Annotated in this window: 20 protein-coding genes; 7 read left to right on the top strand and 13 right to left on the bottom strand. The window is 73.3% G+C overall.

The features are described from left to right. Positions 1 to 54: 54 nt before the first annotated feature. The 5 genes from purL to purS all read right to left on the bottom strand — a co-directional run bounded on the left by purL (position 55) and on the right by purS (position 6,611). Positions 55 to 2,433: a phosphoribosylformylglycinamidine synthase subunit PurL gene (gene purL / locus OVN18_RS04105; RefSeq protein WP_267782137.1), complete on the bottom strand. Its 2,379-nt coding sequence runs from the start codon at positions 2,431 to 2,433 to the stop codon at positions 55 to 57. A 116-nt stretch (positions 2,434 to 2,549) separates the two neighbouring features. Continuing rightward, positions 2,550 to 4,808, bottom strand: a complete 2,259-nt coding sequence (locus tag OVN18_RS04100) for a hypothetical protein (protein WP_267782135.1) — start codon at positions 4,806 to 4,808, stop codon at positions 2,550 to 2,552. A 299-nt stretch (positions 4,809 to 5,107) separates the two neighbouring features. Further along, a complete protein-coding gene (locus OVN18_RS04095; RefSeq protein WP_267782133.1) occupies positions 5,108 to 5,647 on the bottom strand; it encodes a DUF3817 domain-containing protein in 540 nt (179 codons plus the stop codon). Next, positions 5,644 to 6,339: a phosphoribosylformylglycinamidine synthase subunit PurQ gene (gene purQ, locus OVN18_RS04090; RefSeq protein ID WP_267782131.1), complete on the bottom strand. Its 696-nt coding sequence runs from the start codon at positions 6,337 to 6,339 to the stop codon at positions 5,644 to 5,646. Before purQ ends, OVN18_RS04095 begins: the two co-directional genes overlap by 4 nt. After that, positions 6,339 to 6,611, bottom strand: coding sequence for a phosphoribosylformylglycinamidine synthase subunit PurS (gene purS / locus OVN18_RS04085; RefSeq protein ID WP_267782129.1), 273 nt, complete (start codon positions 6,609 to 6,611; stop codon positions 6,339 to 6,341). Before purS ends, purQ begins: the two co-directional genes overlap by 1 nt. Positions 6,612 to 6,757: 146 nt before the next feature. Here purS and OVN18_RS04080 point away from each other — a divergent pair, with 146 nt between their 5' ends. Continuing rightward, positions 6,758 to 7,873: a mechanosensitive ion channel family protein gene (locus tag OVN18_RS04080; protein ID WP_267782128.1), complete on the top strand. Its 1,116-nt coding sequence runs from the start codon at positions 6,758 to 6,760 to the stop codon at positions 7,871 to 7,873. Here OVN18_RS04080 and OVN18_RS04075 read toward each other — a convergent pair. Genes OVN18_RS04075 through OVN18_RS04065 form a run of 3 tightly spaced genes read right to left on the bottom strand, consistent with a single transcriptional unit; the run spans position 7,855 to position 10,150 of the window. Next, the gene (locus tag OVN18_RS04075; RefSeq protein ID WP_267782126.1) at positions 7,855 to 8,490 is read right to left on the bottom strand and encodes a nucleoside/nucleotide kinase family protein; all 636 of its coding nucleotides are present in this window, start codon (positions 8,488 to 8,490) and stop codon (positions 7,855 to 7,857) included. The genes OVN18_RS04080 and OVN18_RS04075 overlap by 19 nt on opposite strands. After that, positions 8,487 to 9,371: an alpha/beta fold hydrolase gene (locus OVN18_RS04070; RefSeq protein WP_267782124.1), complete on the bottom strand. Its 885-nt coding sequence runs from the start codon at positions 9,369 to 9,371 to the stop codon at positions 8,487 to 8,489. Before OVN18_RS04070 ends, OVN18_RS04075 begins: the two co-directional genes overlap by 4 nt. Next, positions 9,368 to 10,150, bottom strand: a complete 783-nt coding sequence (locus OVN18_RS04065) for an SGNH/GDSL hydrolase family protein (RefSeq protein ID WP_267782123.1) — start codon at positions 10,148 to 10,150, stop codon at positions 9,368 to 9,370. Before OVN18_RS04065 ends, OVN18_RS04070 begins: the two co-directional genes overlap by 4 nt. Before the next feature lie 225 nt (positions 10,151 to 10,375). Here OVN18_RS04065 and OVN18_RS04060 point away from each other — a divergent pair, with 225 nt between their 5' ends. Genes OVN18_RS04060 through OVN18_RS04050 form a run of 3 tightly spaced genes read left to right on the top strand, consistent with a single transcriptional unit; the run spans position 10,376 to position 14,939 of the window. Continuing rightward, a complete protein-coding gene (locus tag OVN18_RS04060; protein ID WP_267782120.1) occupies positions 10,376 to 12,133 on the top strand; it encodes a glycosyltransferase family 2 protein in 1,758 nt (585 codons plus the stop codon). Beyond that, complete coding sequence (locus OVN18_RS04055; protein WP_267738291.1) at positions 12,130 to 12,873, top strand: efflux RND transporter periplasmic adaptor subunit; 744 nt, start codon at positions 12,130 to 12,132, stop codon at positions 12,871 to 12,873. The genes OVN18_RS04060 and OVN18_RS04055 overlap by 4 nt, the downstream gene beginning before the upstream one ends. Beyond that, the gene (locus tag OVN18_RS04050) at positions 12,870 to 14,939 is read left to right on the top strand and encodes a glycosyl hydrolase (RefSeq protein WP_267782118.1); all 2,070 of its coding nucleotides are present in this window, start codon (positions 12,870 to 12,872) and stop codon (positions 14,937 to 14,939) included. Before OVN18_RS04055 ends, OVN18_RS04050 begins: the two co-directional genes overlap by 4 nt. 126 nt (positions 14,940 to 15,065) lie before the next feature. Here the strand turns inward: OVN18_RS04050 and OVN18_RS04045 are convergent, their stop codons facing one another. The 3 genes from OVN18_RS04045 to purD all read right to left on the bottom strand — a co-directional run bounded on the left by OVN18_RS04045 (position 15,066) and on the right by purD (position 18,175). Next, positions 15,066 to 15,950, bottom strand: a complete 885-nt coding sequence (locus tag OVN18_RS04045; RefSeq protein ID WP_267782117.1) for a VOC family protein — start codon at positions 15,948 to 15,950, stop codon at positions 15,066 to 15,068. Positions 15,951 to 16,040: 90 nt separating this feature from the next. Further along, positions 16,041 to 16,928 carry a phosphoribosylaminoimidazolesuccinocarboxamide synthase gene (locus OVN18_RS04040; protein ID WP_267782115.1) on the bottom strand — a complete coding sequence of 296 codons (888 nt, stop codon included), beginning with the start codon at positions 16,926 to 16,928 and terminating at the stop codon, positions 16,041 to 16,043. Further along, positions 16,925 to 18,175 (bottom strand): phosphoribosylamine--glycine ligase, encoded by a 1,251-nt coding sequence (gene purD / locus OVN18_RS04035; protein ID WP_267782113.1) that lies wholly within the window; start codon positions 18,173 to 18,175, stop codon positions 16,925 to 16,927. Before purD ends, OVN18_RS04040 begins: the two co-directional genes overlap by 4 nt. A 69-nt stretch (positions 18,176 to 18,244) precedes the next feature. On the opposite strand from purD, the gene OVN18_RS04030 reads away from it, so the two are divergent. Then, a complete protein-coding gene (locus OVN18_RS04030) occupies positions 18,245 to 18,625 on the top strand; it encodes a sterol carrier family protein (protein WP_267738286.1) in 381 nt (126 codons plus the stop codon). Positions 18,626 to 18,660: 35 nt separating this feature from the next. Next, complete coding sequence (locus OVN18_RS04025; RefSeq protein ID WP_267782112.1) at positions 18,661 to 19,005, top strand: hypothetical protein; 345 nt, start codon at positions 18,661 to 18,663, stop codon at positions 19,003 to 19,005. A 60-nt stretch (positions 19,006 to 19,065) separates the two neighbouring features. Here the strand turns inward: OVN18_RS04025 and purF are convergent, their stop codons facing one another. Further along, positions 19,066 to 20,523: an amidophosphoribosyltransferase gene (gene purF / locus OVN18_RS04020; protein ID WP_267782110.1), complete on the bottom strand. Its 1,458-nt coding sequence runs from the start codon at positions 20,521 to 20,523 to the stop codon at positions 19,066 to 19,068. A 111-nt stretch (positions 20,524 to 20,634) separates the two neighbouring features. Between purF and purM the strand changes: the two genes are divergently transcribed. Beyond that, on the top strand, positions 20,635 to 21,741 hold the full coding sequence (gene purM / locus OVN18_RS04015; RefSeq protein WP_267782108.1) for a phosphoribosylformylglycinamidine cyclo-ligase: 1,107 nt from the start codon (positions 20,635 to 20,637) through the stop codon (positions 21,739 to 21,741). A gap of 505 nt (positions 21,742 to 22,246) precedes the next feature. Here the strand turns inward: purM and OVN18_RS04010 are convergent. After that, positions 22,247 to 23,473, bottom strand: a complete 1,227-nt coding sequence (locus tag OVN18_RS04010) for an amidohydrolase (protein WP_267782105.1) — start codon at positions 23,471 to 23,473, stop codon at positions 22,247 to 22,249. Positions 23,474 to 23,553: the final 80 nt, after the last annotated feature.

The raw sequence follows: 23,553 nt of genomic DNA, 5'->3' as shown, positions 1-23,553 counted from the left end.
CGACCGCGACGCGGTCAGCCGCTCCCGCCGCGCGGCGCCCCGACCCGGGTGCGGCTAGCCGCCGACGACCGCGCCGAAGTGCGCGGGCAGGGTGTCGCGGTGCGCGTGCCGCAGCTGCTCGTGCGTGAGCGCGAAGCGGTCCTGCACCTCCAGCCCGTCGACCTCGGCATCGGTGACGCCGATGCGCAGCACGGAGACGTCGCGGCCCTCGCACAGGCCGCGGAACTTGACGTCGTCCTCGCGGGCCACCGAGACGAGCATCCGGGCCCCCGACTCGCTGAGCAGGGCGGCCGTCGCATCGAGACCATCGCGCTCGCAGAGCTCGGTGATCCACACGCGGGCGCCGACGCCGAAGCGCAGCACGCCCTCGGCGAGGGTCGTGATGAGCCCGCCGTCGCTGAGGTCGTGGGCGCTCGTGACGAGCGCCTCCTCCGCGGCGGCCGCCATGAGGCCCGCGAGGTTCTTCTCGGCCGCGAGGTCGACCTGCGGCGGGCGACCGCCGAGGTGCTCGTGCACGACGCCGGCCCACACCGAGCCGTCGAGCTCGTCGCGCGTGACGCCCAGCAGGTAGAGGTTCTCGCCGTCGTCCTGCCAGCCGGAGGGCAGACGCCGGTCGACGTGGTCGATGACGCCCATGACGGCGACGACGGGGGTCGGGTGGATGGGGACGTCGCCGGTCTGGTTGTAGAACGACACGTTGCCGCCGGTGACCGGGATGCCCAGCTCGAGGCACCCGTCGGCGAGACCCTCGACGGCCTGCGCGAACTGCCACATCACCTCGGGGTTCTCGGGGCTGCCGAAGTTGAGGCAGTCCGAGACGGCGCGCGGGCTCGCTCCGGTCGCGGCGACGTTGCGGTACGCCTCGGCGAGGGCCAGCTGCGCGCCCTGGTACGGATCGAGCTGGCAGTAGCGCCCGTTCGCGTCGGTGGCGAGCGCGACGCCGAGCCCGCTCTCCTCGTCCACGCGGATCATGCCGCCGTCGTCGGGCACGGCGAGGGCCGTGTTGCCCCCGACGTAGTAGTCGTACTGGTTGGTGATCCAGCTGGCGTCGGCGAGGTTCGCGCTGCCCAGCACGCGCAGCACCTCGGTCTGCAGCGCCGCGTCGTCGGTCGCGCGGGAGAGGGTCGACGCGGAATCGGCCTGCAGGGCATCCAGCCAGGCGGGGCGCACCATGGGGCGGTGGTAGACGGGGCCGTCGACGGCCACGGTGGTCGGGTCGACGTCGACGATGGTCTCGCCGCGCCAGTGGATGATGAGGCGGCCGGTGTCGGTGACCTCGCCGAGCACGCTCGTCTCGACGTCCCACTTGGCGGTCATCGCCAGGAACGCATCGAGCTTCGAGGGCTCGACGATCGCCATCATGCGCTCCTGGCTCTCCGACATGAGGATCTCCTCCGCCGTGAGCGAGGGGTCGCGCAGCAGCACCTTGTCGAGGTCGATGACCATGCCGCCGTCGCCGTTGCTGGCGAGCTCGCTGGTCGCGCACGAGATGCCGGCGGCGCCCAGATCCTGGATGCCCTCCACGAGCCCGTCGCGGTAGAGCTCGAGGCAGCACTCGATCAGCACCTTCTCGGCGAAGGGGTCGCCCACCTGCACCGCGGGGCGCTTGGTCGGGCCGCCCTCGCTGAAGGTGTCGCTCGCGAGGATGGAGGCGCCGCCGATGCCGTCGCCTCCGGTGCGGGCGCCGAACAGCACGACCTTGTTGCCGACGCCGCGGGCGTTGGCGAGGTGCAGGTCCTCGTGGCGCAGCACGCCGACGGCGAGCGCGTTGACGAGGGGGTTGGCCTGGTAGACGGCGTCGAAGTAGGTCTCGCCTCCGATGTTCGGCAGGCCCAGGCAGTTGCCGTAGTGGCTGATGCCGCTGACGACGCCGGGCACGACGCGGGCCGTGTCGGCGTGGTCGATCGCGCCGAAGCGCAGGGCATCCATCACCGCGACCGGGCGGGCGCCCATCGAGATGATGTCGCGCACGATGCCGCCGACGCCCGTGGCCGCGCCCTGGAACGGCTCGATGTAGCTGGGGTGGTTGTGGCTCTCGATCTTGAAGGTGACGGCCCAGCCCTCGCCGACGTCGACGACGCCCGCGTTCTCGCCCATGCCCACCATGAGGTGGGTCTTCATCTCGTCGCTGACCTTCTGGCCGAACTGCTTGAGGTGCACCTTCGACGACTTGTAGGAGCAGTGCTCGCTCCACATCACCGAGTACATGGCGAGCTCGCCGCTCGTGGGGCGCCGGCCGAGGAGGGCCTTGATCGCCTCGTACTCGTCGGGCTTGAGCCCGAGAGCGGCGTAGGGCTGCTCCTTCTCGGGCGTGGCCGCGGCGTTCTCGACGGTGTCGGGGCGGTGGCGGCGCTCGTGGTCGACCTCGTCGTGTGCCGGGTGCTGCTGCCCGGAGTCGTCGGTCGCGGCGGCGTGCGGAGTGGGCTGGTTCACGGTGGCGAGGGCTCCAGATTCGAGGGCGTGCCGGATGCTCTCAGCCTACCCGCGCGGATGAGCAGGCCGCGGCGTGCCGGAGCCCGCCCGCGCGCGGGCACCGGGCCGGATCAGCGCTACTCCGCGCGGGTGCGCAGCAGCCCGACCGCCGCGCCCGCGACCAGCAGCACGACCGCCCACAGCAGCGCCCCGCCGAGATCGCCGGCGCTGCCGGTGGCGGGCAGCGGCGGCTCGATGACGGGGGCGGCCGCGTCGGCGGCGGGTGCCGCGGGCGCTCCGGGCGCGACAGGAGCCACGGGGAGGACCGGGGCGGCCTCCACCTCGATCGTCACCTGCGCGCTCACGGCACCCACGGTGACGGTGAGCACGTGCGGGCTCGCGGTCGGGAAGGTGACGGTCAGGCCGTCGATGACGTCGGTCGGCACCGAGCTCGTCACGGTCACGTCGCCCGGGTCGACGACGATCGGGTTGCCGAAGGCATCCGTCGCCCCGACCTGGAGCGTGACGGAGCCGCCCTGGCGCACGGCGAGCGCGGACGTGCTGAGCCGGAGGGCATCGACCGCGCCGCCGAGCACCGTGATCGGCGCGGTCGCGCTGACCGGCAGCTCGTCGCCGTCCCCGAAGGCGTAGATCACGGTCGCGCCGAGCTCCGTCTCGCCCGCCGCGGTGAAGGTGAACTCGTTCGGCAGCGCTCCCTCCTGCTGACCGGCGTCGGTGAACGTGGCGCGGTCGGTGAGGTCGATCGCGGCGGCGCCGCTGAGCGGCCAGGGGCCCGTGACGGTGAACGCCTGCGGCACCCCGGCGGTGACCGTCGCGGGGTTCGGGGCGATCGAGATCGCGGCCGGGATGAGCGTCGGGTAGAGGGTTCCGGTCTTCGTCGGAGCGACCTCGATGAGCGGCGTCGTGCCGGTCACGTACGGCCCCGAACCGTCGGCGGTGAGGGTCCAGCCGACGTTGACGAGCAGCTCGCCCTCGTCGACGCCCGTGAGGTCGGGCAGGCTGCGGCAGCCCGCGTCGAGGGTCGGTGCGTACACGGCGTTCTCGATGCCCGAGCTGTAGGGCAGGTAGAACGCCGTGCCGGTCACGGTCAGCCCGATGGTCTGATCGGTGGGGTGCAGGCGCTCGTCGGCGAAGCCGTCGATGCACATCGCGCCGTCGTTGATCACCGAGCCCTCGCCGTTCAGGGGGCCGCCGGAGACGATGCCGGTGTTGGTGAGCGTCGACGCGGGATCGAGGGTCAGGCCCGAGGACGCGCCGAGAACGAGCCGCCCGGCGTTCGAGAGCGTGCCGGTGAGGGTCGTCGCGACGCCGTCGGCGGTGGTCACCTCAGCTCCGGCGCCGATCGACACGGACCCGGAGATCGTCGCGGCCGCGAGCAGGGGTGAGCCGGAGGGCACGCTGAGGGTCGGGATGACCGCCTCACCGATGGGATCGAGGCCGTTGCCGATGCCGGCCGCGCCCGAATCGCCGGAGGCCGTCAGGCTGCCGCCGGAGAGGACGACCGAGCCGCCCCAGCTCCCGTAGCCGCCCCCGATACCGGCTCCGCCGCCGGTGCCCTGCGCGGTGACCGTCCCCCCGGAGATGGAGACGGAGGGCGTGCCGCCGATTCCGTACTCCCCGTTGCCGATGCCCGCCGCGTAGAGCCCTCCGGTCGCCAGCACGGTGCCGCCCGAGATCGACACCGATCCGCCCACCGCATCCTTGCCGGCGCCGATGCCCGCCGCGCCGTAGCCTCCGGTGGCGGTGACGACGCTCGCGCCCTCGATCGAGATCGGCCCGTGCGAGCCGTTCGTCGCTCCGCCGATGCCCGCCGCTCGGTAGCCGCCGGTGGCGGTGACGGTGCTGTCGACGATGGTGATCTCGCCGCTCGGCACCGGTGAGCCGTCGTTGCAGTCGGTCTCGGTGCCCGCGCCGGTGAAGTAGCCGCCGATGGCGGCGTCGCAGTGGGAGCCCGCAGCGCTGACGGTCATCGAGTCGAAGGTCAGCGAGCCGTTCGTCGCGACCCCGAAGCCGGCGGCCGAGGCTCCCGCGTCCGGTGCGACGAGGGTCTGCCACGTGCCGCCGCGCACCGTCAGATCGGAGAACACGATGAGGCGCAGCCCGACGATGGTCGCGCCGTTCATCTCGATGGTGAGCTCCTCGTTCACCGTGTCTCCGGCCTGCGGGTCGAACGCGATCGTCTCGCCGGCGGGAAGGGTGATGACGTCGGGGCCCGGGCTCAGCTCGTTCGCGACCCAGAGGGCGTCGGTCAGCGACAGATCGGGACCCACGGCGAGGGTCGCGGCGCTCGCCGGGACGGCGATCATCGCGGGAGCCGCGAGCATGGCGACGGCGAGCGGCAGCGCGACGCGGCGCGCGGAGCGGGAGAACGGCATCCGGGTGCTTCCTCGAGAGCGGGGGAGTCGCGGGGTGCGCGCTCTTCTCCCGACTGTACGTCGCGCCGCGGTCGCCGAGCGCCTCCCCATTCGGGGGAGTACCGGACCGGCCGGCGCGAAACCGCCCCGAAACGACGCTCGCCTAGGCTCGCCGCATGACCAAGCGCCAGCTCTTCATGTTCCTCGGCTTCGCCCTGCTGGTGTTCGCCGGCGCGGCGCTGCTCGGTTACGCCGTCAACGGCGGCGGCTGAGCTCACGGCCTCGCCGCGGCGCTCCGGCCCGGCCTCGTGCGGCGGGCTCTAGCCCTTCGGCACCGGCGGGCCGACGATCAGCAGCACGGTGAACAGCGCGACGACGGCGAGCAGCAGGGCGACGGCCAGCAGGATCGGGTGGCGGAGCATCCACCGCACCAGGCGGTCCACCCAGAAGCGGTCGCGGGGGTCGTCGGTGGCCTCGCGCCGCCAGCCGCCCTCGAGCCGGCCCGTGCGGTGCGCCCAGACGTCGAAGGGGATGGTCGCGTAGGGCACGACCGCGGTGACGACGGCGAGCAGGCCGAGCGGGATGCCCCAGCGCTGGTTGATCGCCGTGAGCACGGCCGTGGCGCCGTAGGCGAGGAAGACGAAGCCGTGCACGCTGCCGCCGATGCGCACGGCGAGATCGCCGGTCTCGCCGCCGACCACGGCGCGGATGACGAGGCCCGAGATGAGGGCCGTCCAGGTGATCGCCTCGGCGATCGCGACGAGGCGGTAGAGCCGCTTCGGCGTGAGGCCGCGCGCGGGATCGGAGGAGCCCTGCGCGCCGGTGCTGCGGCCGTCAGCGGCCGGGGCCGCCGCCGTCATCGCAGGACGCTCTGCTGCAGGACGCTCGTGAAGAAGGTCAGACCGTCGACGCCCGAGCGCATGGCGAGCGGGGTGTCGGGGCCGAAGCCCGCCTCGACGGCGTGCTCGGGGTGCGGCATGAGGCCGACGACGTTGCCGCGCTCGTTGCGCAGGCCCGCGATGTCGCGCAGCGAGCCGTTGGGGTTGACGTCGAGGTAGCGGAAGGCGACGAGCCCCTCGCCCTCGAGCCGGTCGAGGGTCGCCTCGTCGGCGATGTAGCCGCCCTCGCCGTTCTTGAGCGGGATGGTGATCTCCTGGCCCTCGGTGAAGCCGTTCGTCCACGCGCTCGACGTCGACTCGACGCGCAGCCGCTGGTCGCGGCGGATGAAGTCGCCGTGGTCGTTCTTCACGAGCCCGCCGGGCAGCAGGTGGGTCTCGACGAGGATCTGGAAGCCGTTGCAGATGCCGAGGACGGGCATCCCGTCGTTCGCCGCCTCGATGACCTCGGCCATGATCGGCGAGCGGGCCGCGATGGCCCCGCAGCGCAGGTAGTCGCCGTAGCTGAAGCCGCCGGGCAGCACGATCGCGTCGACCCCGTCGAGGTCGTGCGTGCCGTGCCACAGCGCCACGGGCTCGGCGCCCGCGAAGCGGATGGCGCGCATCGCATCCCGGTCGTCGAGGGAGCCGGGGAAGGTGATGACGCCGACGCGCATCAGTGCGTCTCGCCCGCCGCGCCCGCGCCCTCGACGCGTACGTCGATGACGTCCTCGATGACGCCGTTCGCGAGCATGTCGGCGGCGACCTCCTCGACCTGCGTCAGCAGCTCGGCGTCGACCTCGCCGTCGACCCGCAGCTCGAAGCGCTTGCCGATGCGCACCTCGGCGATGCTGGAGTGGCCCAGGCGGTGCAGGGCCCCGGTGACGGCCTTGCCGGCCGGGTCGAGCAGCTCGGCCTTCGGCATGACCTCGACGACGATGGTGGGCACGGATGACTCCCCGGGTACGTCAGAAAAGTGGATGCCCGTCAGTCTAGTCGCGCCCCGCCCCTGCTCATCCGCGCACCGTCCGGGTCGCGGCGGCCCGCGCTCGACGGTAGCCTCGGGCGCTGCCCCGCCCCCGACCGGAAGGCACCATGCCCCTCTTCGACTCCTTCGTCTGGCGCAGCTGGACGGGCTTCGGCCTCGCCGTCGTCATCGCCCTCGTCATCGTCGTGCTCATCGTCGCGACCGTGGCCCTCGCGGCCCGCGTGGTCGCCCGCCGCCGACCGGGCGTCTACGCGACGCTCGGGCCGCTGCGGCGCCGACTGCGCCTGCTGCTCGCCCTCATCGCGCTGTGGGTGGCGGTCGCCCTGACCTTCCCCCTGCGCGACTGGATGCCCGTGCTCGACCAGCTCCTCCGCATCCTCGTCATCGCCGCGGGCGCCTGGGTCGTCGCCGCCGGCGTCACGCTGGCCTTCGAGCGCACCACGGGCCGCTACGACATCTCGGCGGCCGACAACCGCGTCGCCCGGCGCATGCGCACCCAGCTGCTCATCCTCAAGCGCCTCGCCCTCGTCGTCATCGGCGTGGTCGCGATCGGCTCCATCCTGCTGACCTTCGACGGGGCCGAGGCGGTGGGGGCGAGCCTGCTGGCCTCGGCCGGTCTCGCCTCGGTCGTCGCCGGTCTCGCCGCGCAGTCGACGCTCGCCAACCTCTTCGCCGGCATGCAGCTGGCCTTCTCCGACGCCATCCGCGTCGACGACGTCGTCATCGTCGAGGGCGAGTTCGGGCGCATCGAGGAGATCACGCTGACGTACGTGGTCGTGCGCATCTGGGATCAGCGCCGCATGGTGCTGCCGAGCACGTACTTCACGACGACGCCGTTCCAGAACTGGACCCGCACGACGGCCGACCTCATGGGCCCCGTCGTGCTCGACCTCGACTGGCGCGTCGACGTCGAGGGCCTGCGCGCCGAGCTCGATCGCGTGCTCGCCGAGACGCCGCTGTGGAACGGCGCGGTGTCGAACATCCAGATCGTCGACGCCACGGGCGGCATGGTGCGGGCGCGCGCGCTCATCTCGGCCGCCGACTCGGGGCAGCTCTGGGATCTGCAGGTGCTCGTGCGCGAGAAGCTCGTCGCCTGGGTGCGCGATCACGCGCCCGAGGCCATGCCGGTGCAGCGGCTGGAGGAGGCGGCGCCCGTGCTGGTGCGGCCGCTGCGCGAGACCGAGCCCGAGCCGAGCGGCGAGGCTCAGCCCGAGAGCGAGTAGTCGGCGCGATCCAGCCCTGCGGCGATGAGCCGGGCGTTGGCCTCGTCGGGGCCCGCCACCCAGGCCTCGGCCCCGGCCGGCGTCTTGCCGTGCGCCACGTGGCGGGCCACGAGCCGCGCCCGCCGGGTGGGGTCGTCGAGGTGCAGCGCGACGGTGACGTCGAGCAGGCCCGCGACGGGCTGCCAGCCGTCGGCCTCGTGCAGCAGGTAGTTGCCCTCGACGATCACGGTGCGGGCATCCGGCCCGATCGCGATCGCCCCGGGCACCGGCTCCTCGATCGCGCGGTCGAAGTCGGGCGCGGGCACCGTGGCGCCGTCGTCGCGGCGCAGGGCGCTCAGCAGGGCGATGAACGCGGCGACGTCGAAGGTGTCGGGAGCGCCCATGCGGTCGCGGCGCCCGAGCGCGACGAGCCGGGCCTGCGGCAGGTGGAACCCGTCCATCGGCAGCACCACCGAGGCGGGCAGGGCGGCGGCGAGCCGCGCGGCGACGGTCGACTTGCCGGCGCCGGGCGCTCCGGCGATGCCGACGAGCAGGCGCCGGGCGCGCGGGGTGCGGGCGTGCATCCCGTCGATGACGGCCGCGAGCGCCTCGACGTCGGCGAGGGGATGCCCGGTCACGACCGCCCCGATCGCCCGCGCCGCGGAGGCCGCAGCAGTGCGCGCGGCACGGGCTCGAGCCGCGCGTGCACGGCGCCCTGCGCGACCCACGCCCGCACCACCTCGGTGAACAGGGCCGGGTCCTCCAGATTCCACAGGTGATGCATGCGCGGCGCCAGACGCACGGTGCTGCGCGGAGCCTCGGCGATCGCCCCGAGCGCGGAGCGGATGCGGCGCGACTCGCGCGCGCCGGCGAGGCCCAGGAGAGGCACCGGAGCGTCGGCGACCGCCGGCAGCATCGGCTCGATGCCCTCGTTCACCTGATGCACGACCCGCCGCGCGCTGCTCGGGTCGATCCCGATGCCCGACTCGATGAAGCCGGCCATCGCCTCGGAGGGCACGCGGTAGTGGCGGCCGCGGGTGCGCCAGTACGCGGCCGTGCTCCAGAGGCGCAGCTGCACGCGGCTGAGCCACGACATGACAAGGCCGAGCCCGCGCAGGGGCGCTCCGGTGAGCAGCGCGCTGCGTACGAGCTCGGGATGCCGGCTCGCGAGCACGGCCCCCACGAGCGCTCCGAGCGAGAGCCCGACCACGTCGGCGCGGGCGCGCCCGTCCTCGTCGAGATGCGCGCGGTCGCGGATGACGTCGGCGACGCGATCGGCCGTCTCCACGATCGTGCGCCACGGCACCTCCCTGCTGCCGCCGTATCCGGGCAGATCGGGCACGAGGTGGTGGAACTCCTGGAGTCCCGCGCGCTGCGGCGCCCACATCCACCCCGAGACGCTGCCGCCGTGCAGGAAGACGATCGTGCGCGCATCCGTCGGCCCCTCGCTCTCGACGTGCAGGGCCCCCGCGGGAACCGAGCCGCCCGCGACGAGCGCCGCCCCGCTCTCGTCGCTCACGCGCCGCCCCACCGTGCGAGCAGGCCCGCCTCCTCGGCGTCGTCGACGGCGAACTCGGCCCAGTCGCGGTAGCCGAGCGCGCTGGGGTGGAACTCGTCGCTCGCGAAGAAGCCCTCCGTGTACGGGGGCGGGGGCGGCGACATGCGGGCCTCGCGCTCGGCGTCGACGATCGTGCGCGCGGCGGCCTCGAGCGATCGCGAGTGCCGGTAGAGGGTGCCGCGCAGGGGCTCGGGCAGCAGCGAGAACCGGAAGAACGCGGGCAGCGACGACATGAGCACGATCGAGGCGGGATGCCGCTCCCGCGTCGCCCGCAGGATGCGCCGCACATCCCGCCGGAACGCCCGAGCGCTCCGCAGGGCGAGCGCGTCGTTCGCCCCCACCGTCAGGAACAGGACGTCGACGGGCCCGTCGAGCGCGGCCGCGAGATGCCCGCGCACGAGATCGCTCGCCGTCGCGCCGTTGCGGCCGTGGGCGCGCCACGACACGGCGCGGCCGGTGCGCGCGGCGATCGCCTCGGCGAGCCGTCCGCCGAGTCCCAGCTCGGCGTGGTCGACCCCGACGCCGGCCGCCGTGGAGTCGCCGAGCACGAGCAGGTGCAGGGGTTCGCCGTCGCCCTCGGCCGCGCCGAGCCACGGGCCGGGAGCATCCGGGAGCCGCGGGGTCTCCCGCCGCAGACGCCGCCCTTGACGCAGGATCACGGCGCCGCGGAGCACCGCCGCGGCGCGGCTGAGACGCAGCGCGAGGGCAGGGATGTGCGGGGCGTGGCGCGCGTCGTTCACGAGGCGCGAGTCTAGGCCGGGAGGGCCGGACGAGCGTGGACCGCGCATGCGCAGAACCTGTGCGCCGGCGCAACGCGGTCTAGACGGCCTGACCGGTCTGTGTCACTCTTAGGGCTCGCGGACACCCATCCGCGGCACCCCCTCAGCGCCCGTACCCATCTCCCAGGGCGCTCCGTGAGCCGCCAGCGCAGCCGTCTCTTCGCCACCCAGCGAAAGAGAACATCAGTGACCCGAACACTCGATGGTGATGCGCGCACGCGCTCGCCCCAGCACGCCGCCCCGACGATCGACGCCCCGCGTCCTCCGACGCCGAGCGCCGCCCCCGCGGGCCCGATCCGCGGCACCGGACCGATCAGCACCCGCAGCTCGCGGCGCTACACGGTCGACGACCAGGTCGCCCACGCGCCCGAGAACTCCTCGATCAGCTCGCCCTCGGTGCTGCTGTTCATCCTGCTCGCGCTCCTCGGCGCGCTCGCGTACACCGCGTTCCTGCTGAACCCGGCGAACCGCGGCGACTGGCTGCCGTACATCCTGGTCATCGTCGCCGAGGTCGTGCTCATCAGCCACGCGCTCGTCACGCTCTGGACGATCCTCTCCGGCGGCAAGGATCCGCGCGACTTCGCGTTCCACCAGGCGCAGGAGCGGCTGCTCGCCGACGGGCTGGACGGCCCCGACGCGATCACGAAGACGCCGCAGAGCGCCGCCATGCACCTGCAGGGCGCCCCCGTCTCGGTCGACGTCTTCATCACCGTCTACGGCGAGCCGCTCGAGACCATCGAGCGCACGGCGCGCGCCGCGGTCGCCATGCACGGCGAGCACCTCACCTGGATCCTCGACGACGGCCGCTCGGACGAGGTGCGCGACCTCGCCGGGCGCATCGGCGCGCGCTACGTGCGCCGCCTCAGCAGCAACGGCGCCAAGGCCGGCAACGTCAACCACGCGCTGAGCATGACGTCGGGCGAGTACTTCGCGATCTTCGACGCCGACTTCGTGCCCGAGCCCGACTTCCTGCTCGAGACGGTGCCGTTCTTCGTCGACGAGAAGGTCGCCTTCGTGCAGACGCCGCAGTCCTACGGCAACGACACGACCCTCATCGCCCGCGGCGCCGCCTTCATGCAGTCGCTCTTCTACCGATTCGTGCAGCCGGGCCGCAACAGCTTCAACGCGGCGTTCTGCGTCGGCACGAACGTCATCTTCCGCCGCGAGGCCATCGTCAACGTCGGCGGCATGTACACCGACTCGCAGTCGGAGGACGTCTGGACCTCGCTCATGCTGCACGAGCGCGGCTGGAAGTCGATCTACATCCCCGTCACGCTCGCCGTCGGCGACGCCCCGGAGACGATCGAGGACTACTCCAAGCAGCAGATGCGCTGGGCGACCGGCGGATTCGAGATCCTGCTCACCCGCAACCCGCTCAACCCGAAGCGGCGCCTCACGGCCGATCAGCGCATCCAGTACCTGGTGACCGCCACGCACTACCTCATCGGCATCGTGCCGCTGCTGCTGCTCATCGTGCCGGCGCTCGAGATCTACTTCGATCTGCGCCCCGTCGACCTCAGCGTCACGGGCGGCCAGTGGCTGCTCTACTACTTCGGCTTCTACGGCCTGCAGATCCTGCTCGCCTTCGCCACCATGGGCTCGTTCCGCTGGGAGACCCTCATGCTCGCGGCCGTCTCGTTCCCGATCTACCTGCGCGCCCTCGTCAACGTCATCACCGGGCGCCGCCAGACCTGGCACGTCACGGGCGGCAAGCGCGCTCGCCGCTCGCCCTTCAACTTCATGATCCCGCAGACGCTGTTCTTCGTCTTCCTGTTCCTCACCTCGATCGTGGCGGGCGTCAAGGACTACGGCAACGGCGCGCTCACGCTCGCCACCGGGTGGAACGTCACCAACACCCTCATCATCGGCGCCTTCATCGCTGCGGCGGTGGTGGAGTCCACGCGCATCCGGCGCGCATCCACTCAGAAGGAGGTCGCATCATGACCTGGAAGAACCGCATCCGCCTGCTCCTCGGGCTCCTCGGCGTCGTCGCGCTCGTCGCGACGCTGACCATCGGGCTCTCGCACCGCAAGGGCGAGGCCACCACGACCACCGCCTCGGTCGACGCCGTCATGTACGACGTCGGCACCGACTACGCCGGCGCCGTCATCGAGCAGTACGTCGCCCGCGGCGACCTCGTGCGCGCGGGCGACCCCGTCGCCATGATCCAGAGCAACGACCTGGCCCGCGATCTCGCCGACGACATCATCGTCAACTCGAGCGACGTGTTCGAGGTCAACGGCGACAGCACCCTCACGATCAAGTCGGCCGTGACCGGCGTCGTGCAGGAGGTCGGCGTGCAGCAGGGCGGCTACGCCCCCGCCGGCAGCGCCGTCGCCACCATCGCCGCGATCGAGACGGTCTTCGTCTCGGCAGAGTTCCGCCTCTCGCCCGAGGACTTCGCCCGCATCGAGCAGGACGCGCCCGTCGAGATCACCCTGCCGAACGGCGAGGTCATCAACGGGGTCGTCGAGACGGTGGATGCCGCGACCGCCGAGGGCGACGCCATCGCGACCGTCGGCGTCGCCATCAGCGAGGAGGAGTTCGGGCAGCGCGACGGGCTCGTCACGCCCGGCACCCCGGTGACCGCGACCATGAAGCTGCGCAACGACGACGTGCTGGCCCGCCTGATCGACGGCGCGCGCACGGCCATCGGCGACGTGCGCGAAGCGCTGGCCCTGTGACCGCCCGCGTCGAACGATCCGCTCATCGCTCCCGCGCATCCCGTCTGCTGCCGCTCGTCGTCGGCGCGGGTCTCGTCGTGACCCTGGCTGCCTGCGCCTCGGCCGGCCCGGCGCCCGACGGGGCGCCCGCCCGCAGCGGCAGCACGCCCGTCGTGCTGCCCGACGCGCAGACCGAGCCGCTGCTCGCCGAGGTGCCCGAGCGCACGCTCGCCGCGGCGCCGCTCGAGCGACTCGCCGAGGGACTCGTGCCCCCGACGAACCGCTGGTTCAGCGGCCTCGTGCTGAACGAGGATCCGATGCCGGTGTTCCCGCAGCCGCTCTCGTTCCGGCTCGATGCGGCCGGGTTCACCTTCGGGGCGCCCACCGTCGTCGCGCAGCCCGGCCTCATCGCCGGGGCGATGACCGAGCACATCGTCGTCGAGAACGGCTCCGACCGCTCCGAGGTGACGCGGTACGACGAGGTCTCGGTGACGACGACCCAGTTCGACGCCGACGACGCGCCGGTCGCGCGCGTGACGATCGCCCGGGGATCGCCCGTGGTCTCGTACGTCGCCGAGGCGGCGCACTCGCTGACGGTGAGCGAGCCGCTCGAGGCCGCGAGCGGGGCCGGCGAGGGCATCCACCTCGCCACGGTCGGCGGGCTCGACTACGCGCTCATCGCGCCCGAGGCGACGGTCTCCGCCGACGGCCTGACCGTCGAGCTGCCCGCCGGCGCGACCGCGAACTGGCTGGCCGTTCCGGCGGACGGCGATCTCGCCGAGCTCGCTCCGCTGGCCGCCAGCCCGCTCGACCACGTCGAGGTCGAGTACGCCGCCGCCGACGAGAGCGTCTCCACGGGCATCCGCTACGTGACGGAGGACGGCTCGCCGACCCTCGTCGGCACCCTGCCGCACCACGGCGAGCAGACCGCGAGCCCGGTCGGCTCGTACACGACCGTCTACGGCCCGATGGCGCTCGCCGCCTCGGGCGGGGTCGACGCGACGACGCCGACCGTGGCGCCCGCGGCATCCCTCGATCTCAGCGCGCTCGACGACGCCGAGCGGGCCGAGCTCGCCGAGCAGCTCGAGCTCGACGCGGGCTCGCTCGGCACGCTGCCCGCCGACACCTACTTCGGCGGCAAGGCGCTCGCGCGCATCGCGACGCTCATCACCCTCGCCGGCCAGCTCGGCGAGGAGGGGATCGAGCAGAGCCTGCGCACGCGCCTCGCCGAGGAGCTGCGCACCTGGTTCGACCCCGCCGGCTGCGAGCAGCGCGAGGAGCGCTGCTTCCTCTACGACCCGGTCATGCGCGGCATGGTCGGGCTCGCGCCCTCGTTCGGCTCGGAGGAGTTCAACGACCACCACTTCCACTACGGCAACTTCCTCTACGCCGCGGCCATCGCGGTCGAGGGCGACGCCGCGCTGCTCGAGGAGCTGAGCCCGATGGCGACCCTCCTGGCCGCCGACGTGGCGAGCTTCGGCGGCGAGCGCTTCGCCGACTGGCGGGCCTTCGACCCGTACTCGGGCCACTCGTGGGCCTCGGGCTACTCGCCCTTCGGCGACGGCAACAACCAGGAGTCGAGCTCGGAGGCCATCGCCGCGCACCAAGGCGTGGCCCTGTGGGCGTCAGCATCCGGCGACGAGGCGCTCGCCGAGCAGGCGACGTGGATGCTCTCGCTCGAGTCCCTCTCCGCCCGCACCTACTGGACCAACGTCGACACCACCGCCGAGCCCTTCGCCGCCTACGACCGCTCGGTCGTCGGCATCGTCTGGGACGGCAAGCGCGACTACGCCACCTGGTTCAGCCCGGAGCCGGCGGCCATCCTCGGCATCCAGCTCATCCCGATGCGCCCGGGCACCGGGGCCTCCCTCGGCTCCGACCCCGACCGCGTGCTCGAGAACATCGCCGAGGCGACCGAGTCGGGCCCCGCCCCGCAGTTCGCCGACTACCTGCTGATGTACCAGTCCCTCGCCGGGCCGGAGCAGGCCGAGCTCGCTCTCGAGGCGGCGCGCGACCTGCCGATGTCGTCCATCGACGACGGCAACACGCGCACCTACATGCTCGCGTGGATCATGTCGCAGGACTGAGCCGCCGGCTCTGTCGCTGTCCGCGATCAGGCCGCGAGCCTCGGCCTTGGGCGTGTCGCCGCATGAGGTGGTTCGCCACGCCGTCGACGTCCTGATCGCGGACAGCGGGGCGCCGGGCGGCCGGGCTCAGCGCCCGGCGCTGAGCCGCAGCGCGTTGCCCCAGGGGTCATCGACCCCGAGGGCGGCGCCGTCGTCGCGCACCGCGTGGCCGTAGTGGCGCAGGCGCTCGCCGACGGCGCCGAGCGCCTCGGCGTCGGGCAGCACGATGTCGATGCGGCCGAGCCCGAGGGCGGCCTGCCGGCGCCCGGCACCGCGGCTGCGCCACACGTTCATGGCCATGTGGTGGTGGTAGCCACCGGCGCTCACGAAGAGCGCCTGCCCGCCGAGGCTCGTCGTCTGATCGAAGCCGAGCTCGTCGACGTAGAAGCGGCGGGCGGTGTCGACGTCACCCACCGAGAGGTGCACGTGCCCGACGGTGGCGGGCGCGCTGCCGTGCGACGCGATCGCCTGTTCGTCGAGGTGCCGCTGCAGGAAGTCGTTCGGGTCGAGGAACAAGGTCGACATCTCGACCTGCCCGTGCGTCCAGCTCCAGGCGCTGCGCTCCCGGTCGAGGTACAGCTCGACGCCGTTGCCCTCCGGGTCGTCGAAGTAGAACGCCTCGCTCACGAGGTGGTCGCTCGAGCCGGTGAAGGTGCCCGGGTAGCGCTGGGCGACCGCGGCGACGGCGGCCGCGAGCGCACCGGCCGTCTCGAACAGGATCGCCGTGTGGAACAGCCCCGCCTCCCGCGGCCCGGCGTGGCGCAGGGCCGGCGCGTGCCGCAGCACGACGAGCGGGTGGATGCCCCTGCCGAGGCTCGTGGTGGCGGGCGCGCCGTCGCGCGCCGGCTCGGCGCTCAGCACCGAGAGCCCCACGCCGTCGCGGTAGTACGCCGTCATGGCGTCGAGGTCGGCGACGTCGAGGGTGACCGCCCCCATCGCGGTGTCGGCGGCGAGGCGGGTCGAGTCGGTCATGGCCGGTGCAACCCGCGGGCGATGCCGGCCATTCCGGCCCTCGGCTGCACGACCGGCGCGACGGGCGGGGGCGGCGAGGCGCTCAGGCGCTCAGGCCGTCAGGCGGTCGATCAGCTCGCGGTAGCGGTCGGCCGTGCGCGCGACGATCTCGTCGGGCAGCACAGGGGGTTCGCCCGTGCGATCCCAGTGGGCGGCGAGCCAGTCGCGCACGATCTGCTTGTCGAAGCTCGCGAGGCGCCCGGGGCCGCCCGCGGCGTACGTCTCGGCACCCCAGTAGCGCGAGCTGTCGCTCGTGAGCACCTCGTCGGCGAGGGTCAGCGCGCCCGTGGCCGGGTCGCTGCCGAACTCGAACTTGGTGTCGGCGAGGATGAGCCCGCGCTCGGCGGCGATGGCGCTCGCGCGGGCGAAGATGTTCAGGCTGGCATCCCGCAGCGCCGCGGCGGTCTCGGCGCCCACCAGCTCGACGGTGCGCTCGTAGCTGATGTTCTCGTCGTGCTCGCCCATCGGGGCCTTCCATGCGGGCGTGTAGATGGGCTCGGGCAGGCGGTCGCCGTCCTTCAGCCCCGAGGGCAGCGGGATGCCGCACACGGTGCCCGATGCCTGGTACTCGACCCAGCCGGAGCCCGAGAGGTACCCGCGCACGACGCACTCGACGGGGTGCATGTCGAGCCGGCGCACGATCGTGCCGCGGCCGGCGAACGCCGCCGGCACCGGGGGCGCGTCCACCGCGCGGTGGTCGCCCGCGCCCACGCCGGATCCCTCGGCGAGCCGATCGAACCACCAGTCGCTGAGCCGCGTCAGCAGGGCTCCCTTGCCCGGGATCCCCGGCTCGAGCACGTGGTCGAACGCGCTCACCCGATCGCTCGCGACGACGAGCATGAGCGCCGGGTGCTCGGGGTGCTCGTAGAGGTCGCGCACCTTGCCCGAGTAGACGTGCCGCCAGCCGTCGAGCTCCGCCGGGTCGAGGGCGTCGCTCACGAGACGACGCGCGCGGCGATGTCGGTGCGGTACTGCCCGCCCTCGAGGCCGATGCGGCCGATGGCCTCGTAGGCGCGGGCGCGGGCCTCGGCGAAGTCCGCGCCGAGCGCGACGACGCTGAGCACGCGGCCGCCGGTGGCGACGAAGCCCTCCGCGGTTCGGGCCGTCGCGGCGTGCGCGAGGTGCACGCCCTCGACCTGCTCGGCCTCGTCGAGCCCGAAGAGCGCGCGCCCCGTGTGCGGCGCATCGGGGTAGCCCTCGCTGGCGAGCACCACGGTGACGGCGACCTCGTCGCGGAACTCGGGCCGGGGCATCCCGCTCAGCTGGCCGGTGGCGGCGGCGAAGAGCAGGCCGCTCAGCGGGGTGACGAGGCGCGGCAGCACCACCTGCGTCTCGGGGTCGCCGAAGCGGGCGTTGAACTCGATGACGCGCGTGCCGGCGGGGGTGACGATGAGGCCGCAGTAGAGCAGGCCGATGAAGGGGGTGCCCTCGGCGGCGAGCGCGCGCACGGTCGGCTCGGCGACGGTGGCGATGATCTCGTCGACGAAGCCCTCGGGGGCCCAGGGCAGAGGCGAGTAGGCGCCCATGCCGCCCGTGTTCGGGCCGGTGTCGCCGTCGCCGATGCGCTTGTAGTCCTGCGCGGGGCTCAGCGGCAGCACGGTGTGGCCGTCGCTCAGCAGGAAGAGGCTGACCTCCTGGCCGTCGAGGAACTCCTCGACGAGCACGCCGCCCTGCTGCAGGTAGTGCTCGGCGTGCGCGAGGGCGGCCGAGCGGTCGTCGGTGACGATGACGCCCTTGCCCGCGGCGAGGCCGTCGGCCTTGACGACGTAGGGCGCGCCCATGGCGTCGAGGGCGGCCTCCGCCTCGGCGAGGGTGCCGGCGCGCTGGGCACGCCCGGTCGGCACGCCCGCGGCCTCCATGATGCGCTTGGCGAAGGTCTTCGAGCCCTCGAGCTGCGCGGCGGCGGCGCCCGGGCCGAAGGCGGCGATGCCGCGGCGGCGCAGGGAGTCGGCGACGCCCGCGACGAGCGGAGCCTCGGGGCCGATGACGACGAGCTCGATGTCGTTGTCGACCGCGTAGTCGGCGACGACGTCGCCCTTGGTCGGGTCGAGAGCGACGACCTCGACGTGCTGCGCGATGCCCGCGTTGCCGGGGGCGGCCGTGATCACGTGGTCGGCGTCCTCCCCGAGCAGGGCGGTGATGATGGCGTGCTCGCGCGCGCCCGAGCCGAGGACGAGGATTCTCACGCCGTCAGCCTACCGAGCGGCGGTGGATGCTCGGCCCCCGCGCACGCGGCCCCGCTACCCTCGACGCTCATGGCCCGCGCACGCATCGACGAGACCCTCGGCCGCGCCGCCGTCGCCGCCGTGCTGGAGGCGCGCCGCGGCAGCGATCCGGCAGACCCGGCCGAGCGCACCGCCCGCGCGACCGCGGTGCGCTACCTGCTGCAGTGCCTCGCCGACGCCGCGCCCGGCAACAGCGTCGAGGTGCGCGTGCCGCCCTTCGGGGCCGTGCAGGCGGTCGAGGGGCCTCGGCACACCCGCGGCACCCCGCCGAACGTCGTCGAGCTCGACGCCGACACCTTCCTCGCTCTCGCGACGGGCGCCGCCGACTGGGCCGAGCGGCTGGCGGCCGGGCGCATCCACGCCTCGGGCACGCGCGCCGACCTCAGCGCGCTGCTGCCGCTGCCGTACTGAGCCGGTTCGCAGGGCTCATGCGCGAGAATGTGCGCGTGACCGACACCGACGACGCCCCGCGCAGCTCCACGGCCGCCCCGGCTCCCCGCGAGCAGGTCTCGGTGCGCCGCGCACCGAAGATCTCGGCCTTCCTCATCGTCGGCGGCTTCCTCGGGTTCCTCGGCACGCTCATCGCGACGAGCCTCTACCCGGCCGATCCGAGCCTCGGCTTCACGACGCTGCTCGCCTACTTCTCGCTCTACGGCATCTCGCTGGGTGTGCTGCTCGGCGCCGTCGTGGCGATCCTCGTCGACCGGCGCTCCCGGCGCCGCGCCCGCACGGTCGACGCCGACCGCGAGCAGGTCGACCCGGCCCCGCTGGAGGGCGAGGTCGAGGAGTGACGCGAGCGGGGCATCCGGCTCGAACCGCGACCGCGACCGCGGCGGGCGCGCCGCAGGCGGTCAGCTGTCCTGGTTCGCCTCGACCCAGGCGAGGTACTCGGGGCTGACCGTGCCGGTGACGTAGTCGCCCGTGAAGCAGCTCATCTCGAGCTGCTGGATGCTCGTGCCCTCGGTGATGGCCGCCTGCATGTCGGCGACCTCCTGGTAGATGAGCTGGTCGGCACCGAGCTCCTGCCCGATCTCGGGGATCTTGCGGCCGTGGGCTACGAGCTCGCGCGAGGTGGGCATGTTGATGCCGTAGACGTGCGGGTACCGCACGGGGGGCGCGGCGGAGGTGAAGGTGACCTTGCGCGCGCCGGCGGCCCTGGCCATCTCGACGATCTCCTTCGAGGTGGTGCCGCGCACGATCGAGTCGTCGACGATGAGGATGCTCTTGCCGGCGAACTCGCTCGACATGGCGTTGAGCTTCTGCTTGACGCTCTTCTTGCGCTCCGCCTGCCCCGGCATGATGAAGGTGCGGCCGACGTAGCGGTTCTTGTAGAACCCCTCGCGGTACTCGATGCCGAGCTTCTGGGCGACCTGCATCGCGGCGGGGCGCGACGAGTCGGGGATGGGCATGACGACGTCGACGTCGCCGGCGGGCATGTGGCGCTCGATGGTGTCGGCGAGCCGGTCGCCGAGGCGCAGGCGGGCCTCGTAGACCGAGATGCCGTTCATGATCGAGTCGGGCCGCGCGAGGTAGACGTACTCGAACGAACAGGGGATGAGGCGCGGGTCGGCGGCGCACTGGCGCGAGATCATCTCGCCGCTGAGGGAGATGAACACGGCCTCGCCGGGCGCGAGGTCGCGCACGATCTCGTAGCCGCCGTGCTCGAGCACGAGCGACTCGCTCGCGACGACCCACTCGTCGCCGACGAGCCCGGTGGAGCGGCGGCCGAGCACGAGGGGGCGGATCCCGAAGGGGTCGCGGAAGGCGAGCAGGCCGTGGCCGGCGATGAGCGCGATCGCGGCGTACGAGCCCTCGACCCGCTCGTGCAGTCGGCTGATGGCGGCGAAGACTTGGTCGGGGTCGAGATCGTCGCTCGTGACCCGCTGCTGCAGCTCGTGGGCGAGCACGTTGACGAGCAGCTCGGTGTCGGAGTTGGTGTTGAGGTGCCGGCGGTCGACCTCGTTGAGCTCGCGCGACAGCTCGCGGGTGTTCGTGAGGTTGCCGTTGTGCACGAGGATGATGCCGTAGGGGGCGTTGACGTAGAACGGCTGCGCCTCCTCCTCGCTCGAGGCGGTGCCGCGCGTGGCGTAGCGCACGTGGCCGAGGCCCGTGGTGCCGAGCAGCGAGCGCATGTCGCGCGTGCGGTAGGCCTCGCGCACCTGGCCCTTGGCCTTGAACATGTGCAGCACGCGGCCTTCGACGGTGGCGATGCCGGTCGAGTCCTGCCCGCGGTGCTGCAGCAGCGAGAGGGCGTCGTAGACCTGCTGGTTGACGGGGCTGGACGAGACGATCCCGACGATGCCGCACATGCGTGAATGCGCTCCAAGAAAGGGGAGGGTGAGCCCGAGCGGGCGCCTCCCAGTCTCGCACATCCGCTCATCCGCGCAGGCCGCCGGGTGCCGCGCCGGTACGCTTGCCCCGTGACCTCGAGCGCATCCCGCAGCTATGCCGAAGCCGGCGTCGACACCGCGGCGGGCGATCTCGCCGTCGAGCTGATGAAGTCGGCGGTGGGCGCCACGCACGGCCCCCAGGTGCTCGGCGGGGTCGGCGGCTTCGCCGGGCTCTTCGACGCGAGCGCGCTGCTCGGCTACCGCCGCCCGCTGCTCGCCACCTCGACCGACGGCGTCGGCACGAAGGTCGCGATCGCCCAGGCCCTCGACATCCACGACACCATCGGGCAGGACCTCGTGGCGATGGTCGTCGACGACATCGTCGTGGTCGGCGCGACGCCGCTGTTCATGACCGACTACATCGCCTGCGGCAAGGTGCACCCCGAGCGCATCGCGGCGATCGTGCGCGGCATCGCCGAGGCCTGCAGCGCGACGGGCACGGCGCTCGTCGGCGGCGAGACGGCCGAGCACCCCGGCCTGCTGGGCGCGGACGACTACGACGTGGCGGGCGCCGCCGTCGGCGTCGTCGAGGCGGATGCCGTGCTCGGGCCGGAGCGCGTGACCGACGGCGATGTGGTCATCGCCATGGCCTCCTCGGGGCTGCACTCGAACGGATTCTCGCTGGTGCGGCACATCCTCGCGAAGAACGGCGTCGGCTACCACGATCAGAGCGACGCGCTCGGCGGCGTCGTCGGCCGGGTGCTGCTCGAGCCGACGGCGCTCTACACGGCGCCCCTGCTCGGGGTGCTCGCCGAGCATCCCGGTGCGGTGCACGCCCTCTCGCACGTCACCGGCGGCGGCATCGCCGCGAACCTCGCCCGGGTGCTGCCCGTCGGCTCGTGGGTCGAGCTCGACCGCGGCACCTGGAGCCCGCCCGCGGTGTTCCGCGTGCTGAGCGACATGGCGGGCGACCCGCTCGAGAGCGCCGAGGGCACCTGGAACCTCGGCATCGGCATGCTCGCGGTCGTCGAGGCCGCGCAGGCCGCTGCCGTGATGGCGGCGCTGGATGCCCGGGGCGTGCGCTCCTGGCAGGCGGGCACCGTCTCGACCGCGCGTCGAGAGCTCGCCGGCTTCGAGCAGGGCGCCAAGGGCGTCGACGGCGGCGCCGTGCGCCTCGTCGGGTCGTACGCGGTCTAGTCCCGCGGGGCTGCCCGCCCGCCCGGCTCCCTGCCCGCCCGGCAGCGCCGCCGGCCACCCTGCTGCGCGACGGCGTGCGCGCATGCCGCCCGCCCGATGAGGGCGCGCTGATCGCGGGATGCGCCCGGTCGGTCGGGAGCGGCAATCCCGTTCACGGCGCTTCCACTCTGCAGGAAGTAGTCAATGAATCCTCGTATAAGTCTTGCAGAGTGGAAGGGGCGGAGGAGAGAAACTCTTCACGCTAAGACTCGCAGACGAGGGACAGCGCTCGATGGCTCTCGACCCCGTGACGCCTTGGCCCCACCGCTCGACAGCCGGCCGGGGTTCGTGTCGGCCGCCCACCTGCGCGGGCTGCCCACCCGTGCTATCCGCCCACCCGCGTGGCCCGCCCGCCCGCGCTATCCGCCCACCTGCGCGGGCCGCCCACCTGCGCGGGCCGCCCTCGCGCGCTATGCGCCCACCCGCGCGAGCCGGCGGGTTGCGCGGCCGCCCGTGCCGCGCAGCTCTACCGGGTGGCGGGGCCGAGGTTCTCGAGCGCCGCCTCCACGAGCGTCTCGACCCCGCGCTCGATCGTGGGGTGCAGCACGGGCGCGAAGAAGGGCGAGTGGTTCGTCGGCACGTCCTCCTCGAGACGGCCCGCCGCCTCGGCCGTGCGCCAGGCGACGGGGTCGAGCCCGCCGACGAACCAGTACACGAGCGGCACGCCGGCCGCGGTGCTGAACTCGTTGACGTCCTCGCTGCCGGTGCGCGTTCCGAAGTCGATGACGTCGTCCGCGCCGAAGCGCTCCGCGAACCGCGCCCGCAGCCGCTCCGTCGCCGCGACGTCGTTGATCGTCGCCGCCGCGGTGTCGTCGACCGTGATCTCCGGCGGCACCGTCATGCCCGAGGCCTGGCACTCCGCCTCGACGATGCGCCGGATGCCGTCGAGCAGCCGCGCGCGCACCCCCGCGTCGAGCGACCGCACGCTGAGGCCCAGCGTCGCCTCCGCCGGGATGATGTTGCTCTTCGTGCCGGCGTGCAGGAACCCGACCGTCACGACGGCGAGATCGCGGGGCTGCACCTCGCGCGAGACGAGGGTCTGCAGCCGCATTACGATCGCCGACGCCGTCACCACGGGGTCGATCGTCGACTGCGGGCGCGAACCGTGCCCGCCGCGACCGTGGATGCGCACCGTGATGCTGTCGGCGCCCGCCATGGCGGGGCCCGCGGTCAGGCTGACGACCCCGGCCGGGATGTGCGTGAGGTGCTGGCCGAGCACGATCTGGGGCCGCGGGAACCGGTCGAGCAGGCCGTCGTCGATCATCGCCTTCGCGCCGCCGATCGTCTCCTCCGCCGGCTGGAACAGGGCCACCACGGTGCCCGACCAGGTGCCGCGCTCGGCGACGAGGCGCTCGAGCGCCCCCAGCAGCCAGGTGACGTGCATGTCGTGGCCGCACGCGTGCATGACGCCGGTCTCGACGCCGTCGGCGCCGAGCGCCCGCACGGTGCTGGCGTAGGGCAGGCCCGTCTGCTCGACGACGGGCAGGGCATCCATGTCGGCGCGCAGCGCGATGACCGGACCGTCGCCGTTGCGCAGCACGCCGACGACGCCCGTGCGGCCCACGCCCTCCGTGACCTCGAGGCCCAGGTCGCGCAGGTGGGCGGCCACGATGCCCGCCGTGCGCGTCTCGGCGAAGGAGAGCTCGGGGTGGGCGTGCAGGTCGCGGTAGAGGGCATCCAGCGAGATCGTCATGGTTCGACGCTACCCGCCGTCCGCCGCACGAACGGCGACGAGCCCGCCCCTCGAGCGGGTGCTCGACGGATGCGGGCTCG

The organism is Microcella daejeonensis (assembly GCF_026625045.1).
In the GTDB taxonomy this organism is placed as follows: Bacteria; Actinomycetota; Actinomycetes; order Actinomycetales; family Microbacteriaceae; genus Microcella; species Microcella daejeonensis.
Note: the sequence above shows the minus strand (reverse complement) of the source record. Positions and strands in the feature narration are given on the sequence as shown.

Coding starts and splice junctions, on each gene's coding strand:
- OVN18_RS04100 (WP_267782135.1), bottom strand. CDS start 4,808: ATGCCGTTCTCCCGCTCCGCGCGCCGCGTCGCGCTGCCGCTCGCCGTC.
- OVN18_RS04095 (WP_267782133.1), bottom strand. CDS start 5,647: ATGACGGCGGCGGCCCCGGCCGCTGACGGCCGCAGCACCGGCGCGCAG.
- purQ (WP_267782131.1), bottom strand. CDS start 6,339: ATGCGCGTCGGCGTCATCACCTTCCCCGGCTCCCTCGACGACCGGGAT.
- OVN18_RS04080 (WP_267782128.1), top strand. CDS start 6,758: ATGCCCCTCTTCGACTCCTTCGTCTGGCGCAGCTGGACGGGCTTCGGC.
- OVN18_RS04055 (WP_267738291.1), top strand. CDS start 12,130: ATGACCTGGAAGAACCGCATCCGCCTGCTCCTCGGGCTCCTCGGCGTC.
- OVN18_RS04045 (WP_267782117.1), bottom strand. CDS start 15,950: ATGACCGACTCGACCCGCCTCGCCGCCGACACCGCGATGGGGGCGGTC.
- OVN18_RS04030 (WP_267738286.1), top strand. CDS start 18,245: ATGGCCCGCGCACGCATCGACGAGACCCTCGGCCGCGCCGCCGTCGCC.
- purF (WP_267782110.1), bottom strand. CDS start 20,523: ATGTGCGGCATCGTCGGGATCGTCTCGTCCAGCCCCGTCAACCAGCAG.
- OVN18_RS04010 (WP_267782105.1), bottom strand. CDS start 23,473: ATGACGATCTCGCTGGATGCCCTCTACCGCGACCTGCACGCCCACCCC.